This window comes from Nocardia sp. NPDC059229 (assembly GCF_042754165.1).
Lineage (GTDB): Bacteria > Actinomycetota > Actinomycetes > Mycobacteriales > Mycobacteriaceae > Nocardia.
Genome location: NZ_JBHZAK010000004.1, coordinates 106,057 through 120,389, shown reverse-complemented (window position 1 = coordinate 120,389; position 14,333 = coordinate 106,057). Strand labels below are relative to the sequence as shown.

Below are 14,333 nucleotides of genomic sequence, written 5' to 3'. Positions count from 1 at the left end.
CGTACTCCGCCACCGCGACGTTTGGGCGAATCAGACAAAGCCTCGCGGTCCCGGCGCTGCCCAGGCTGACGATCAACCGACCCTTTGCCGGCCGGATCACCCGCAGGCGTTGACCCATTCCGAGAGGCCGTCGGTGAACATCTGACGCTTCCAGATGGGGACCTCGTGCTTGATGCGGTCGACCAGTTCGGCGCAGGTGGTGAAGGCTTCGGCGCGGTGGGGCGCGGCGACCGCGACGACGATCGCGAGATCGCCGATGGTCAGGGGGCCGATGCGGTGCACGGCCGCCACCGGCAGTCCGGAGGACTCGGCGACTTCCGTGCACACCTTGCGCAGGAACTCCTCGGCCTGCGGGTGCGCCGAGTACTCCAGCGCCGAAACCGATTGCCCGCCATCGTGATCGCGCACCTTGCCGGTGAACACCACGATGCCGCCGTGCTCGGGCCCGCTCACCGCCTGCTCCACCTCGGCCGGATCCAGCGGCTGATCGCTTATCCGGGCCAGCAGTTCACTCATGGCTGCCTCCTCCGGCCACCTGGGCCAGCAGATGTTCGAGAAGCGGTGTCAGCACGGCCATGCCGTCCTTCACCCCGCCCGGCGAACCGGGCAGATTGACGATCACGGTGCGTCCGGCCAGGCCCGCCACACCCCGGCTGAGCGCGGCGAGCGGGAACTTGGCGGTGCCCGCCTGGCGGATGGCGTCGGCCACGCCCGGCAGCTCCCGATCGAGCAGGGCCAGCGTCGCCTCCGGGGTGGCGTCGGTGGGGGAGGCCCCCGTACCGCCCGTGCTGATGACCAGATCCGGCTCGGTGGACAGTGCATCCGCGAGGCCGAAGGCGATATCCGCGTCCGCGAACACCAGCGGCCCGCGCACCGAGAAGCCCTGCGCGCCCAGCCATTCGGTCAGGACGGGGCCGGTGGTGTCCTCGCGGCTACCGGCGGCGACCCCGGTCGAAGCGACCACGACGGTGGCCGTCCGTCCCGTGCCCGCGAGCGGAGTCGTTGCGGCAGCGGTCTTTTCGTGCTTCTCGTGCCGGTGGTGGTGCTCGCCGTGGTGGACTTCGGCCTCCGGCCGCACCCAATGTCCGTGCTTCCCACCCTCTTTGGTGATCAGCCGCACCCCGTTCAGGGTGGCGGCCGGATCCACCGCCTTCACCATGTCGTGCAGCGTGAGGCCCGCGACCGCGACCGCGGTCAGCGCCTCCATCTCGACGCCGGTCGGCCCCTTGGTCTTGGCGCTCGCCTCGATGGTGATGGTGGTGTCGGTGAAACCGAAGTTCACGGTCACCGACGACAGCGCCAGCTGATGGCACAGCGGAATCAGCTCGGAGGTCTTCTTCGCGCCATTGATCCCGGCGATGCGCGCGGTGCTGAGCACATCGGCCTTGGGCATGTCGTCGGCGCGGACCAGCCGGACGACCTCGGCGGTGGTCTGCAGTTCGCCCGCGGCGACCGCGATGCGCGCGGTGTCGGCCTTCGCGCTCACGTCGACCATGCGGGCGCGACCTTCACGGTCGACATGCGACAACTCACTCATGGCAACCACCTTGGCACAGGCAGAACGTGTCGCTCACAGCGGCCGGACCTCGACAATCGTGCCCGCCGGCAGCTCGGTCGCGGTGGCCGGAACATCGATGAGGACATCGGCGTGGGCCATGGCGGCGATCAGATGCGAGCCCTGACCCGACACCAGCGCCACCCCGCCCTCGGCGAGCTTGCCGCGCAGGAACTGCCGCTTCCCGGCGGGGGAGCGGACCGGTTCCAGCAGCGGCAGTTCGGAAATCGGCAGTGCGGGCAGGCCCGCCAGCTCGCGCAGGATGGGGCGGGCGAAGACCTCGAACGACACCATGGTGCTCACCGGATTGCCCGGGAAGCTCAGCACCGGCACCCCGTCCACCAAGCTCAGCCCCTGCGGTCCGCCGGGTTGCATTGCCACCGAGCCGAATTCGCCGCCCCGCGCCGACAGCACCTCCTTGACGACCTCGAAGTCGCCCATGGAGACGCCTCCGGAGGTGAACACCACATCGGCCTGCGCCACGGCCTCGGCCAGCCGGGCCCGGAACTCGTCGTGGTCGTCGGTCGAATGCGCCACCGACACCACCTCGACACCGTTGTCGGTGAGGGCCGCGGCCAGTGCGATGCCGTTCGAGTTGAAGATCTGGCCGGGCAGCAGGGTCGCCCCGGCGGGCCGCAGTTCGTCACCGGTGGTGAGGACCGCCGCGTACACGGGTCGCCGCACCGACAGTTCGCCCAGCCCGACCGCCGCCAGCGCCGCGATGTGCCGGGGCCGCAGCAGGGTGCCCGCGGCCGCCAGCAACTGCCCGGCGCGCACGTCGGTGCCCGGCTCGCGCACGAAATCGCCACTGGCACGGCTGGTTCGGATCGTCACGGTGACGCCGTCGGACTCGGTGTGCTCAACCGGCACCACGCAGTCCGCCCCGGGCGGCACGGGTGCGCCGGTCATCACCTTGACGGCAGTGCCCGCGGGCAGCGTCAGCTGCTCGGTGTTCCCGGCCGCCACCACGCCGACCAGCGGCAGGGTCGCGGGGACGATGGCCACCGACTCCGCGAGCACCGCGTACCCGTCCATGGCCGAGTTCCGGAACACCGGCAGATCCAGGGGCGCGTACACATCCACGGCCAGCCGCCGCCCCAGCGCCCGGTCCATCGGCACCGTCTCGGCGGCGCGTCCGGCCAGCGGCCGGAGCACATCCTCGATGCGTCGGCGGTGGTCGTCGACGGGTCGGGCCGGGGCTAGCGCGTGCCGGGAACTCATGCCGGTGAGCCTATACGCGGGTGGATCCTCCAGGCCGTGACCGGCTGTTCGCCGGGCTCGCCTCGTAGGAATCTACGAACACTTGCGGTCCCGGCAATAATGGTGCAATGACCGTGGTCGCGATGGGTATGCCCGCTGTGCGAACCGGGCGGCCCGCGATGGACGGACGCCCGGACACGCCCCTGCTGCTGGACCGTTTCGGCCGGGTCGCGCGGGACCTTCGGGTATCCATCACCGAGAAGTGCTCGCTGCGCTGCACCTACTGCATGCCGGAGGAGGGCCTGCCACCCATCCCCGCCGACGAACTGCTCTCCACCGAGGAGATCGTGCGCCTGGTGACGCTCGCGGTCCGCGAACTGGGTGTGCACGAGGTGCGATTCACCGGCGGCGAACCGCTCATGCGGCGCGATCTGGAAAGCATCATCGCCGGTTGCCATGCGGCGCTACCGGATACGCCGCTCGCCATGACCACCAATGGCGTCGGGCTCGAGCATCGGGCGCGCGGACTGGCCGCGGCCGGGCTGCGGCGCATCAATGTCTCGCTCGACACCGTGGACCGCGACGGCTTCCACCGGCTCACCCGCCGGGACCGCCTCGATTCGGTGCTGGCCGGGATCCGCGCCGCCATCGCGGCCGGGCTCGCCCCGCTCAAGGTGAACGCGGTGCTCATGCGCGAAACCCTGGACGGCGCAGCCGATCTGCTGCAGTGGTGCCTGGACGAGGGCGCGGAGCTGCGGTTCATCGAGGAGATGCCGCTGGACGCCGACCACGAGTGGGCGCGCGCCAATATGATCACCGCCGCCGAACTCCTCGACGTGCTCGGCACCCGCTTCGACCTGACCGAGACCGGCCGCGAGGATCCCTCCGCGCCCGCCGAACGCTGGCTGGTCGACGGCGGCCCGGCCACCGTCGGCATCATCGCCTCGGTGACCCGCAAGTTCTGCGCCGACTGCGACCGCACCCGCCTGACCGCCGACGGCCGGATCCGCTCCTGCCTGTTCAGCGATCAGGAGTACGACATTCGCGCCGCGCTGCGGTCCGGCGCGACCGACGCCGATATCGCCGGACTGTGGCGCGGCGCCATGTGGAACAAATCGGCCGGGCACGGCATCGACGCCGCCGGTTTCGTCCCGCCCGAACGAACGATGGGAGCCATCGGTGGTTGAGGTCCGCTATTTCGCCGCGATCGCCGACGCGGTCGGCAAGGAGAAGGAGACCCTGGACCTGCCGTCCGGGGCCACCGTCGCCGACCTGCGCACCACCCTCTCGGCGGTCTACGGCCCGAAGCTGGACCCCATGCTGAAGGTCTGCGCCTACCTCATCGGCGACGAACTCACCCGCGACGCGGCCACCCCGCTCTCGCCGCGCGTGGACGTGCTGCCCCCGTTCGCGGGCGGCTGACCCGCGGCGCGGCGCCGCGCCGCCGCGAATTTCACTGCCGGGCGCTAACATTCGCCGGTCCCCCGCACGCCCTCGCCAGGAGACCGATCCGAATGACGCACGCCCCCCGGCCCCAGCACCCCGCCGTCGCGAAAGTGCGGCAGGATCGTGCCGCCAGTCTCCAGCTGCGCGTTGCCGACTGGATCACGAAGTTCGCGGGCTCGATGCCCTTCGTCTACATCCACGCCATCGGCTTCGCGGTGTGGATGATCTTCCTCGAGAAGAGCCCCTGGCCCACCCTGACCCTGGTGGTCTCCCTGGAAGCGATCTTCCTGTCCACCTTCGTCATGATCGGCCAGAACCGCCAGGCCGATTTCCAGCAGGCCAAGGCCGATCACGACTTCCGGGAGCAGGAACTCGAGCTCAAGACCAATACCGAACTGACCCGGGCCATTCACGCCATGACGGCCGAGCTGCACCGCCGCCTCATCGAGGACGCGGATCAGAAATGAGCAGCGCCCGCTGCTCGATTCACAGATGTGCCCGCTGCGCGTGAGCGCAGCGGGCACGAGGTCCGGAGCGGGCTACTTCCACCAGGTGTCGAGCGGGGTCACCGGGACGGTGCGCTTGTGGCGGGTGTTCCGGAAGATGGTCTCGACCCGCTCGGAGACCTCGGGAGTGACGGGCTTGCCCTCGAGGTAGTCGTCGATCTGGGAGTACTTCAGGCCCAAGGCTTCCTCGTCGGGAAGGGAGGGGCGATCGTCCTCGAGGTCGGCGGTCGGGACCTTCTGCCAGACGCTCGGCGGCGCGCCGAGTTCCTGTAGCAGCGCCGCGCCCTGACGCTTGGTGAGACCGGTCAGCGGGGTGATGTCGACGCCGCCGTCGCCGTACTTGGTGAAGAAGCCGGTGACTGCTTCGGCGGCGTGGTCGGTGCCGACGACCAGCATATTGAGCTGACCCGCGATGGCGTATTGCAGCAGCATGCGCTCGCGGGCTTTGATGTTGCCGCGCACGAAGTCTCGCAGGCGGGGCTGCTCGTGCAGTTCCATGATGCCGAGGGCGGCTTCTCCGGCGGCGGCGTCCGCGCTGGGCTTGACGTTCACCACGACCGACCGGTCGGGCTGAATGAACTGTAGGGCGATCTGGGCGTCTTCCTCGTCGAACTGGACACCGTAGGGCAGGCGCGCGGCCACGAAGGTGGCGTCGTGGCCCTCGGCGCGCAGCTCCTCGGCGGCCAGCTGGCACAGGCGACCGGTGAGGGTGGAGTCCTGGCCGCCGCTGATGCCGAGCACGAAACCGGTCGCGGGCGTGGAGCGCAGATAATCCTTGAGGAAGTCGATGCGCCGCCGCACTTCGGTTTTCGGTTCGATGTCCGGCAGGACGCCCAATTCGGCGATGATCTGTGCGCGCAGGTTCCCCATGGCCACACTCTACTGAACGGCCGGTGGCTCTATTGACCGACGGGAGCGGTCACCTGCCGGACCAGGTGTTCCCAGTGATCGCCCACCTGGTCCAGGGTGTAGCGCAGTTCGCGGATCTGGTGCAGTACCAGCCCGGCGTCCAGGCTGGCCAGCAGTGTGTCGGCGGTCAGTGAGATGTCGCCGGGCGCGCCGGCCTGCCGGAGCAGCAGGGCGACATGGGTTTTCGCGATGTTGTAGGGCGGGCCGGAGTACTGCCCGCCGATGTCGGCGTTCTTGCGCACGTCGCCCTCCACCTCGACCAGGGCCAGGCGCGCCCGCCCGAAGGCGATCAGCCGCTCCACGGGCGGCGCGCCCGGACCCAGTGGCGGCGGCCCGAACATGTAGGCCCACTGGAGTTTCTGATCGGATTGGTCGAGCAGTGCCAGCATGAGCCCGGCCCGATTGCCGAAGCGCCGGAACACCGTGCCCTTGCCGACGCCGGCCAGCTTGGCGACCGCGTCCATGGTGACGCCGTCCGCGCCGCACTGGCGGACCAGCTGTTCGGCGGCGTCGAGCAGCAGCTGCCGGTTGCGGGCGGCGTCGCTGCGCTCGTGGCTGCTGCCGGGCATGAGCAGCGGCACCGAGTGCGCGGGGGGCCGCTGCGTGCCGACGGGTTCGATCGGCAGCGCGATGCTCGGCAGGGCCGGAACGACCTCATCCGATGAGGTGTCGCGTGTCACAGGCTGTCTGCTCCTACCCGGGAATGTAAGCGGACTGCAGTCCGGTTACAGTCTATCGAAAGTTCCGCTGCTGAATCAGTAACCCTTGGAGTGATCATCATGTCGCAGACCCGCATTCTCGTTCTGGTCGGCAGCCTCCGCGCCGCGTCGATCAACCGCCGCCTCGCCGAGGCCGCCGCGAAGGCCGCCCCGGAGGGCGTCGAGCTCGCGATCTACGAGGGCCTCGGTGAGATTCCTTTCTACAACGAGGACATCGACGCCGAGGGCAAGGTCCCAGCCACCGCGCAGGCGCTGCGTGACGCCGTCGGCGCCGCGGACGCCGTGCTGCTGGTGACCCCCGAATACAACGGCACCCTGCCGGCCGTGCTGAAGAACGCCATCGACTGGGCCTCCCGTCCGTACGGCGCGGGCGCGCTCAAGGATTTCCCGGCCGCGGTCATCTCCGCGTCCATCAGCCCGAACGCTGCCAAGTGGTCGCACGACGACGCCGTCAAGGCGCTCGGCGTGGCCGGTGCGAAGGTGGTCGAGGAGGCGTCGCTGAACTTCGGCGTCATCGGTCAGCGCTTCGGTGAGACCCACCCGGCCGACGATGCGGAGGCCCTGACCCAGCTGGCCGCCACCGTGCACCTGCTGGCGGAGACCGCCAAGGCGCGGGTGAACGCCTGACAGCTCGGGCGAACGCCCAGCATACTCAGTAATTACTCGCTGAATTCAGCACAAGGCCACGGCTTTTGAGTCGTGGCCTGTAGCTTTTCTCGGACAAATCGGGCTACCGTCACATCATGAAGCTATCAACGGGCAACACTGTGTTAGGCCGTTGTTTCATGGCGGTCACCCTGGCCGTCTCCGCCGCCTCGGTGGTGGTCAATGCGGCCGACGCGGCGGCCGAGTCGTATGTCCGTCTCTACCTGGGCAACTGGGCCGGGTACGTGGTGCGGGGGGAGTTCCGGGAGGTCAGCGCCACCTGGGTGCAGCCGCGGGTGGACTGTCTCAATCCGGGCATCCTGCAGCGCGTGGTGCCCTGGGTGGGATTGAACGGCGCCGCCGGGCTCGACGGCCAGGTCGCACTCCCGCTCGTGCAGACCGGCGTCGAATCCCTGTGCGCCAGTGACGTGGCCGTGTACGCGGCCCTGCCGGGTCTGCAGGTCGAAACCGCCGCCGCGGGCCTGGCGTACGCCGATCCGGACCTGGCCGGGACGGTCATGAACGCCGGGGGCAAGCTGTCCGACCTGCTGGGCGCGGCCGCGGACGGCCTGTGCTCGCTCGGTCTCTTCGGTGGTTCCTGCACCCCCGATACGCAGGTCGACGGCTGGTGGGAGCGCTACCCCGACGCGCCGGTGAATTACGACGACGTGGTGGTCCGGCCGGGCGACACCATGCATTCGGTGGTCAGCTGGGACCGCGGGCGCTACGTCATGACGCTGGAGAACCTCACCGCGAAATGGTCCCGCACCACGGTCTCCGCCTCTTCGGTGCCCGCCCACACCGCGGAGATCATCGTCGAGGGCCATCTCAGCGGCGCGCTGCCCGGTTTCGATCCGATCACCTTCACCGACATCACCATCGACGGTCTGCCACTGGCGGCCTATGACGCCGAGGCCTACGGGATCGCGGCCACCAATCGGTTGCTGACGCCCGGTCCGATCGACGGCGCGTCCTTCACCATCCGGTAGAGCGGGTGCAAACGCCGCGACACGCCGAGCTGAGCGGGGGACCCTGGAATTGGGGGCAGGGCTCGGCGGGGTGGCAAACCGGGTGGTCGCTCGAGTCTGCTGTGACTCGTGGGATGGGTGTTGATCAGCGGTGATGGTGTGTTTGCTGGAAATGAGCTGAATGCCGAAATTGTGATGTGCGTCGCAGTCGTGTCGAGTTGCGAATCGAGTGTCCAGGTACTTACGACACCGGAATTTCACCTTTGTGAGTCGCAACATGTCGTGTTGTATGAATCTGTCGGCCACTAGGTGTAGTGTCTTGGGAGCTGGAAGGCCACTAGGTGAACACCTCGAAGTTCACCGAGCGACCAGGGGCTTCGGTTCCACTTCCAGGGGTTTGCGCACTTACTACGTGGATCTTGTTTGAGCCGTGCACTGCAGACAGATCAAAGGCTAAGGAGAAGGGGATACCAATGACCATCACCGTTTACACCAAGCCCGCTTGTGTCCAGTGCAACGCCACGTACCGCGCCCTCGACAAGGCTGGTGTCGACTACAGCGTCATCGACATCTCCGAGAACCCCGAAGCCCGCGATTACGTCATGGCCCTGGGCTACCTGCAGGCCCCCATCGTCGTCGCCGGTGACGATCACTGGTCCGGCTTCCGCCCGGACCGCATCAAGGCTCTGGCCGACATCGTCGCCGTCGCCTGACGCCACGCCGCCGGTCAGAGCCGGCGGCCTCCTGCAGGTTCGTCCGAATCGAAAGGAGGGGAGATGACCGAGATGTCCAGCGCGACACCGAATCTGGTCTACTTCTCGAGCGCTTCGGAGAACACGCACCGCTTCGTCGAACGACTGGGCCTGCCCGCCGTTCGCATACCGCTTCACACCGCCGACTCGCTTCGCGCCGACCAACCCTTCGTGCTGATCGTCCCCACCTACGGGGGAGGTCGGCACGTTTTGGGTGGGCAGCGATCCGACAAGGAATTCGTGCCCCGCCAGGTGGCCAAGTTCCTCAACGACCCGCACAACCGCGCGCTGCTGCGCGGCGTGATCGCGAGCGGCAACACGAACTTCGGCGATACGTACTGCTATGCGGGAGAAGTGATCTCACGTAAGGCAGGGGTCCCGTACCTGTATCGCTTCGAACTCATGGGAACTGCCGAGGACGTCGAGCGCGTCCGAGAGGGATTGGGATTGTTTTGGCAACGACAACAGCACCGGTCGGAAAGACTGCCCGCGTAGAGCGCCCCGTCAGCGGCGACTCCGCGACCGAGGGACTCGACTATCACGCCCTCAACGCGATGCTGAACCTGTATGGCCCCAACGGCGAGATCCAGTTCGACAAGGACCGGGAAGCCGCGCACCAGTACTTCCTGCAGCACGTCAACCAGAACACGGTCTTCTTCCACAATCTGGAGGAGAAGCTCGACTACCTGGTGCGCGAGAACTACTACGAGACCGAGGTGCTCGACCAGTACTCGCGTGAGTTCGTCAAGCAGCTGTTCAAGCAGGCGTACGCCAAGAAGTTCCGGTTCCCGACCTTCCTCGGCGCGTTCAAGTACTACACCTCGTACACGCTGAAGACCTTCGACGGCAAGCGCTACCTGGAGCGTTTCGAGGACCGCGTGTGCATGGTGGCCCTGGCCCTGGCCGCCGGTGACGAGACCCTGGCGCGCGAGCTGGTCGAGGAGATCATGGACGGCCGCTTCCAGCCGGCCACCCCCACCTTCCTCAACTCGGGCAAGCAGCAGCGCGGCGAGCCGGTGTCCTGCTTCCTGCTCCGCATCGAAGACAATATGGAGTCGATCGGCCGCTCCATCAACTCCGCCCTGCAGCTGTCCAAGCGCGGCGGCGGTGTTGCCCTGTTGCTCAGCAATATTCGTGAGGCCGGCGCGCCGATCAAGAAGATCGAGAACCAGTCCTCCGGTGTCATCCCGATCATGAAGCTGCTGGAGGACTCGTTCTCCTACGCCAACCAGCTGGGTGCGCGGCAGGGCGCGGGTGCGGTGTACCTGCACGCGCACCACCCCGACATCTACCGGTTCCTGGACACCAAGCGGGAGAATGCGGACGAGAAGATCCGTATCAAGACGCTGTCGCTGGGTGTGGTGATTCCGGACATCACCTTCGAGCTGGCGAAGAAGAACGAGGACATGTACCTGTTCTCGCCGTACGACGTGGAGCGCATCTACGGCGTGCCGTTCGCCGACATCAATGTGACCGAGAAGTACTACGAGATGGTCGACGACAAGCGCATCCGCAAGTCCAAGATCAAGGCTCGCGAGTTCTTCCAGACCATCGCCGAGCTGCAGTTCGAGTCGGGCTACCCGTACATCATGTACGAGGACACCGTGAACCGGGCCAACCCGATCGCGGGCAAGATCACCCACTCCAACCTGTGCTCGGAGATCCTGCAGGTCTCCACCGCGTCGGAGTTCAACGACGACCTGTCCTACGCCAAGGTGGGCAAGGACATCTCGTGCAACCTGGGTTCGCTGAACATCGCCAAGACCATGGACTCGCCGGACCTCGGCAAGTCGGTCGAGGTCGCGATTCGCGCGCTGACCGCGGTGTCGGACCAGACCCACATCTACTCGGTGCCCTCGATCGAGCAGGGCAACAACGAGTCCCACGCCATCGGCCTGGGCCAGATGAACCTGCACGGCTACCTGGCCCGCGAGCGGGTCCACTACGGCTCCGAAGAGGGCGTGGACTTCACCAACATCTACTTCTACACGATCGCCTACCACGCGATCCGTGCCTCGAATCTGATTGCGATGGAGCGGGGTTCGGCGTTCGGCGGCTTCGCCGACTCGAAGTACGCCACCGGCGAGTTCTTCGACAAGTACACCGACCAGGCGTGGGAGCCCAAGACCGACCGCGTCGCCCAGATCTTCGCCGACGCCGGCGTCCACATCCCCACCCAGGACGACTGGCGCGCGCTGAAGGCGTCGGTCATGGAGCACGGCATCTACAACCAGAACCTGCAGGCGGTGCCGCCGACCGGCTCGATCTCCTACATCAACCACTCCACCAGCTCCATCCACCCGGTGGCGTCCAAGATCGAGATCCGCAAGGAAGGCAAGATCGGCCGCGTCTACTACCCGGCCCCCTACCTGACCAACGACAACCTCGAATACTTCGAGGACGCCTACGACATCGGCTACGAGAAGATCATCGACACCTACGCCGCGGCGACGCAGCACGTCGACCAGGGCCTGTCCCTGACCCTGTTCTTCAAGGACAGCGCCACCACCCGCGACGTCAACCGGGCCCAGATCTACGCCTGGCGCAAGGGCATCAAGACCCTCTACTACATCCGCATCCGCCAGATGGCCCTGGAAGGAACCGAAGTCGAGGGCTGCGTGAGCTGCATGCTCTGACAGGTGCTATCGATAAGGGCGTCCCGGCAACTGCCGCGGACGCCCTTTTTCGTGAAAGCCGATGTGGGGGAGGCAGGATGGAAACCGCCGATCGATACCGGGCATTCGCCGAGAAGGAGGTACGGGGCTACTCGCCCTGCTACGAGCACTGGTGCCTCGGAATCGCCGGGGATACAGAGCTTCTCGCCCTCATCGACACCCTGCCCGTGCACAAGCGCCAGCCCAACCTGATCCTCGGCGCCGCCCGCTACCTGGGCGTGACGGTGGGGCCATTCGAGGAGTTCAAGGACTTCCTGATCACCAACTGGCCCGGGGTCCGGGATGTCGCCATGACCCGTCGCACCCAGACCAACGAGGTGGGCCGAACCGCGACCCTGCTGCCGCTGCTCGCCCGGCACGGCTCGGATCCGGTGGCGCTCATAGAATTCGGCGCCTCTGCCGGACTGTGCCTGTATCCAGACCGGTACAGCTACACCTACGACGACGGCCCCACCCTCGACCCCCGAGACGGGCGCTCCACCGTCGTCCTGCCATGCGCCACCACCGGCAACCCGCCACTGCCCACCGAACTACCGAACGTCGTGCACCGCGCGGGTATCGACCTCAACCCGCTCGAGGTCCGGGATCCCGAGGACATGCGCTGGCTGGAATCTCTCGTCTGGCCCGAACAGCGAAACCGCCTGGACCGCTTGCGCAATGCCGCCGCCATTGCCCGGGAGAACCCGCCGCATCTGGTGCGGGACGATCTCAGCAATGCCCTGGCGGACCTGGTCCACGAAGCTCCCTCCGATATACCCGTCATAGTTTTCGGTAGTGCTGTTCTGCTCTACCTAGCCCGCGCCGATCGTGCGGCCTTCCCGGCCATGATGCGAGAGCTTCCATGTGAGTGGATTACCAACGAGCCGCCGGGAGTAGTTGATTTCGGCACCGATGCGCTCCCTGCTGGACCGGAAGACGTGCACCTGGTACTTGCATCGAACGGGGTTCCGATGGCGTATACGCGCCCGCACGGGCAGAGCCTCGACTGGTTCGGGAAGTGCTGAAAGTCAAAGGACCAGAAGACAAAAGCCAAAGAACCAAAACTCAAAGAGACAAAAGATCAAAAGACAAAGATGCCTGGAGGAGGGAGGGGGCCGAGCTTGCGAGGCCGATCTCCCGTTCCGGCCCCCACCATTTTGAAGCTTTATGTCGGTGTGTCTGTAGGAGGTGATCCGTGCCCGGGCCGGGATCGGCGGTTCGCGGCTCCCCGGTTGGTGTGAGCCCCAGTCCGGTAGGGCGGACATTCCATGGCGAGAGTTGTCAGGCGGTGGTGGTGTTTTCGAGGTGGTGTGACAGGCGGCTGTTTCGTCGTAGTGACTGCGGGTCTCGAGGCAGCCGTGCGGTATGTCGACGGGCCGGTTGGCCAGTTGACGTCGTGCGGCGTGGTGGCCGAGGCCGCAGCCGGTGTGCAGGCAGTCCGAAGGGCCCCACCTTAGGTGAGGCTCGACGGTTAGGGGCGTGACCACCATCGCACCGGTGGGCGGGTGCGTTCGCGGATCTGGGCGAGCTTGGCGGCCATCAACTCACCGGCGTGGTGGTGGTCGTTGACCTGCGGGGTCCGGGACGGGTCGATATATGCTGGCGCGATCCACCCCGTCCGGCCCGCGTGTTCGGAATTCGGGGGCATGACAACGGTTTTCCAGCCGCCGGGTCCGTCGTGGATCATCGCGTGACAGGCATCGCAAGCCAATGTCAGGTTGCCGATGTCGGTGCCGCCGCCGTGGGCCCATTCGGTGATGTGATGCACGGCGGTCATGGTGGCCGGAGCGTTACAGCCGGGACGGGTGCAGCCGCGTTCGGTGGCGATCAACGCCAACCGTTGCGCCGAGTTCGCCAGCCGCTCACTGCGTCCCAGGTGCAGGGGCATGCCCGCGTGGTCGAAGATCGCGAGGAACGGCTTGGACCGCTGCGCCAACCGCAACGCTTCTGTCAGCGGGACGGTGCCGCCGGAGGCGGTGGTGGCGACCCCGGCGGCGGCTTCGACCTCGGCGGCGGCTTCGACCTCGGCCAACGACATGGTGATGATCGTCGAGACCGGCAGCCCGCGGTGCTTGCCGAGCTTGGCCGGGCCCATTTCCGGGCGCAGGAACGCCACCAACGCGTCGTGGTTGCGTTGCGCGGGGGTGCGGATGTCACGCTTGGCGGCCGCTTCCAACGCGTCGGGGTCGAGTCCTTCGACGCTCCAGGGGCTTTCGGGGTCGGCGGGGTCGCACATGCCGGGCCGGGCCAGGTCGGCGAAGATCGGATCCAGCAAGGCTCGTGCGGTGGGGGTGAGGTCGGCGGTCATCGTGGACATGCCGTCCACACCCTGCTTGGTCAGGGTGATGCCGCGGCGGCGTTGCCGGTCGACGTCTTTGGTGAGGGTGCCGTCGGGGTTGAGGTAGCCCAGGATCCGATCCCCGACCTTGGGCAGATCATCCACGGTGGATTGGGTCGCGAAGTGCGCCAGCTGGAACTCGGCGCGGTCGCGCAGGTCGGCGTCGACGCTCTCGGGGATCCGGTCCATGATCTTGCCGATCATGCGTGCCGAATCCACTGACACCAAACCGATTTCCTGCATGGCGGCGGTCCAGGTCAGCCACGGCTCCAACACCCGGCCCGCTTCCTGACGCACACCCAGCAACTGCGCGGCGTTGCATCGCGCGCGTGCTTCGGCGTGTCCCAGGCGCAGGGTGTGGGCGAGGAATGTCGAGGTCTGCCTCACCCCGGCTTTTTCGGGCAGGTTGCGGTTCTCGACCTCACGAATCAGTTTGTGCTCGAACGCGGCCATGCGACGGCGGTGGCTTTCCCATTCCCGCATCACGTCCAGCAGGTCGTCATCACCGATCGGCCCCAGCGAATCCTGAATCAGCACATCGAGCGCGTCACCCACCACACCGACCGCGTCCACCGCGGTGATGTCATCGATGATTTGCCCGCCCCAATTCATACCCCCATTCTACCCCTCGACGATCATTC

15 protein-coding genes are annotated in these 14,333 nt (G+C 67.0%); 9 read left to right on the top strand and 6 right to left on the bottom strand.

The annotated features are described in order from the left end of the window. Positions 1 to 96 precede the first annotated feature (96 nt). The 3 genes from ACFXHE_RS11870 to glp are packed head-to-tail and all read right to left on the bottom strand — an operon-like array spanning position 97 to position 2,776. Complete coding sequence (locus ACFXHE_RS11870) at positions 97 to 516, bottom strand: molybdenum cofactor biosynthesis protein MoaE (protein ID WP_379382310.1); 420 nt, start codon at positions 514 to 516, stop codon at positions 97 to 99. Further along, positions 509 to 1,537 (bottom strand): bifunctional molybdenum cofactor biosynthesis protein MoaC/MoaB, encoded by a 1,029-nt coding sequence (gene moaCB / locus ACFXHE_RS11865; RefSeq protein ID WP_379382308.1) that lies wholly within the window; start codon positions 1,535 to 1,537, stop codon positions 509 to 511. The genes ACFXHE_RS11870 and moaCB overlap by 8 nt, the downstream gene beginning before the upstream one ends. Before the next feature lie 33 nt (positions 1,538 to 1,570). After that, positions 1,571 to 2,776, bottom strand: a complete 1,206-nt coding sequence (gene glp / locus ACFXHE_RS11860) for a gephyrin-like molybdotransferase Glp (RefSeq protein WP_379382306.1) — start codon at positions 2,774 to 2,776, stop codon at positions 1,571 to 1,573. Between the two features lie 107 nt (positions 2,777 to 2,883). On the opposite strand from glp, the gene moaA reads away from it, so the two are divergent. The 3 genes from moaA (at position 2,884) to ACFXHE_RS11845 (ending at position 4,668) form a co-directional block, all read left to right on the top strand. After that, a complete protein-coding gene (moaA, locus tag ACFXHE_RS11855) occupies positions 2,884 to 3,942 on the top strand; it encodes a GTP 3',8-cyclase MoaA (RefSeq protein WP_354835082.1) in 1,059 nt (352 codons plus the stop codon). Continuing rightward, on the top strand, positions 3,935 to 4,177 hold the full coding sequence (locus ACFXHE_RS11850; RefSeq protein WP_354835084.1) for a MoaD/ThiS family protein: 243 nt from the start codon (positions 3,935 to 3,937) through the stop codon (positions 4,175 to 4,177). Before moaA ends, ACFXHE_RS11850 begins: the two co-directional genes overlap by 8 nt. Before the next feature lie 92 nt (positions 4,178 to 4,269). Then, the gene (locus ACFXHE_RS11845) at positions 4,270 to 4,668 is read left to right on the top strand and encodes a DUF1003 domain-containing protein (RefSeq protein WP_379382304.1); all 399 of its coding nucleotides are present in this window, start codon (positions 4,270 to 4,272) and stop codon (positions 4,666 to 4,668) included. A gap of 72 nt (positions 4,669 to 4,740) precedes the next feature. On the opposite strand, the gene nadE is transcribed toward ACFXHE_RS11845, so the two are convergent. Further along, a complete protein-coding gene (nadE, locus tag ACFXHE_RS11840) occupies positions 4,741 to 5,577 on the bottom strand; it encodes an ammonia-dependent NAD(+) synthetase (protein ID WP_379382302.1) in 837 nt (278 codons plus the stop codon). Positions 5,578 to 5,606: 29 nt separating this feature from the next. Continuing rightward, positions 5,607 to 6,185: a helix-turn-helix domain-containing protein gene (locus ACFXHE_RS11835; RefSeq protein WP_354835348.1), complete on the bottom strand. Its 579-nt coding sequence runs from the start codon at positions 6,183 to 6,185 to the stop codon at positions 5,607 to 5,609. A 210-nt stretch (positions 6,186 to 6,395) separates the two neighbouring features. Here ACFXHE_RS11835 and ACFXHE_RS11830 point away from each other — a divergent pair, with 210 nt between their 5' ends. The 6 genes from ACFXHE_RS11830 (at position 6,396) to ACFXHE_RS11805 (ending at position 12,379) form a co-directional block, all read left to right on the top strand. After that, the gene (locus tag ACFXHE_RS11830; protein ID WP_379382300.1) at positions 6,396 to 6,962 is read left to right on the top strand and encodes an NAD(P)H-dependent oxidoreductase; all 567 of its coding nucleotides are present in this window, start codon (positions 6,396 to 6,398) and stop codon (positions 6,960 to 6,962) included. Positions 6,963 to 7,120: 158 nt separating this feature from the next. Continuing rightward, positions 7,121 to 7,969 (top strand): G1 family glutamic endopeptidase, encoded by an 849-nt coding sequence (locus tag ACFXHE_RS11825; protein WP_379382298.1) that lies wholly within the window; start codon positions 7,121 to 7,123, stop codon positions 7,967 to 7,969. A gap of 452 nt (positions 7,970 to 8,421) precedes the next feature. Beyond that, entirely contained in the window at positions 8,422 to 8,661 is a 240-nt protein-coding gene (locus ACFXHE_RS11820; protein WP_356997439.1) for a redoxin NrdH, read from the top strand. A 63-nt stretch (positions 8,662 to 8,724) separates the two neighbouring features. After that, positions 8,725 to 9,195, top strand: coding sequence for a class Ib ribonucleoside-diphosphate reductase assembly flavoprotein NrdI (nrdI, locus tag ACFXHE_RS11815; protein WP_379382296.1), 471 nt, complete (start codon positions 8,725 to 8,727; stop codon positions 9,193 to 9,195). Positions 9,196 to 9,254: 59 nt separating this feature from the next. After that, positions 9,255 to 11,336, top strand: coding sequence for a class 1b ribonucleoside-diphosphate reductase subunit alpha (gene nrdE / locus ACFXHE_RS11810; protein ID WP_379382821.1), 2,082 nt, complete (start codon positions 9,255 to 9,257; stop codon positions 11,334 to 11,336). Between the two features lie 77 nt (positions 11,337 to 11,413). Next, positions 11,414 to 12,379, top strand: a complete 966-nt coding sequence (locus tag ACFXHE_RS11805; RefSeq protein WP_379382294.1) for a DUF2332 domain-containing protein — start codon at positions 11,414 to 11,416, stop codon at positions 12,377 to 12,379. Between the two features lie 446 nt (positions 12,380 to 12,825). Here the strand turns inward: ACFXHE_RS11805 and ACFXHE_RS11800 are convergent, their stop codons facing one another. Further along, positions 12,826 to 14,304, bottom strand: a complete 1,479-nt coding sequence (locus ACFXHE_RS11800; RefSeq protein WP_379382293.1) for a DUF222 domain-containing protein — start codon at positions 14,302 to 14,304, stop codon at positions 12,826 to 12,828. Positions 14,305 to 14,333: the final 29 nt, after the last annotated feature.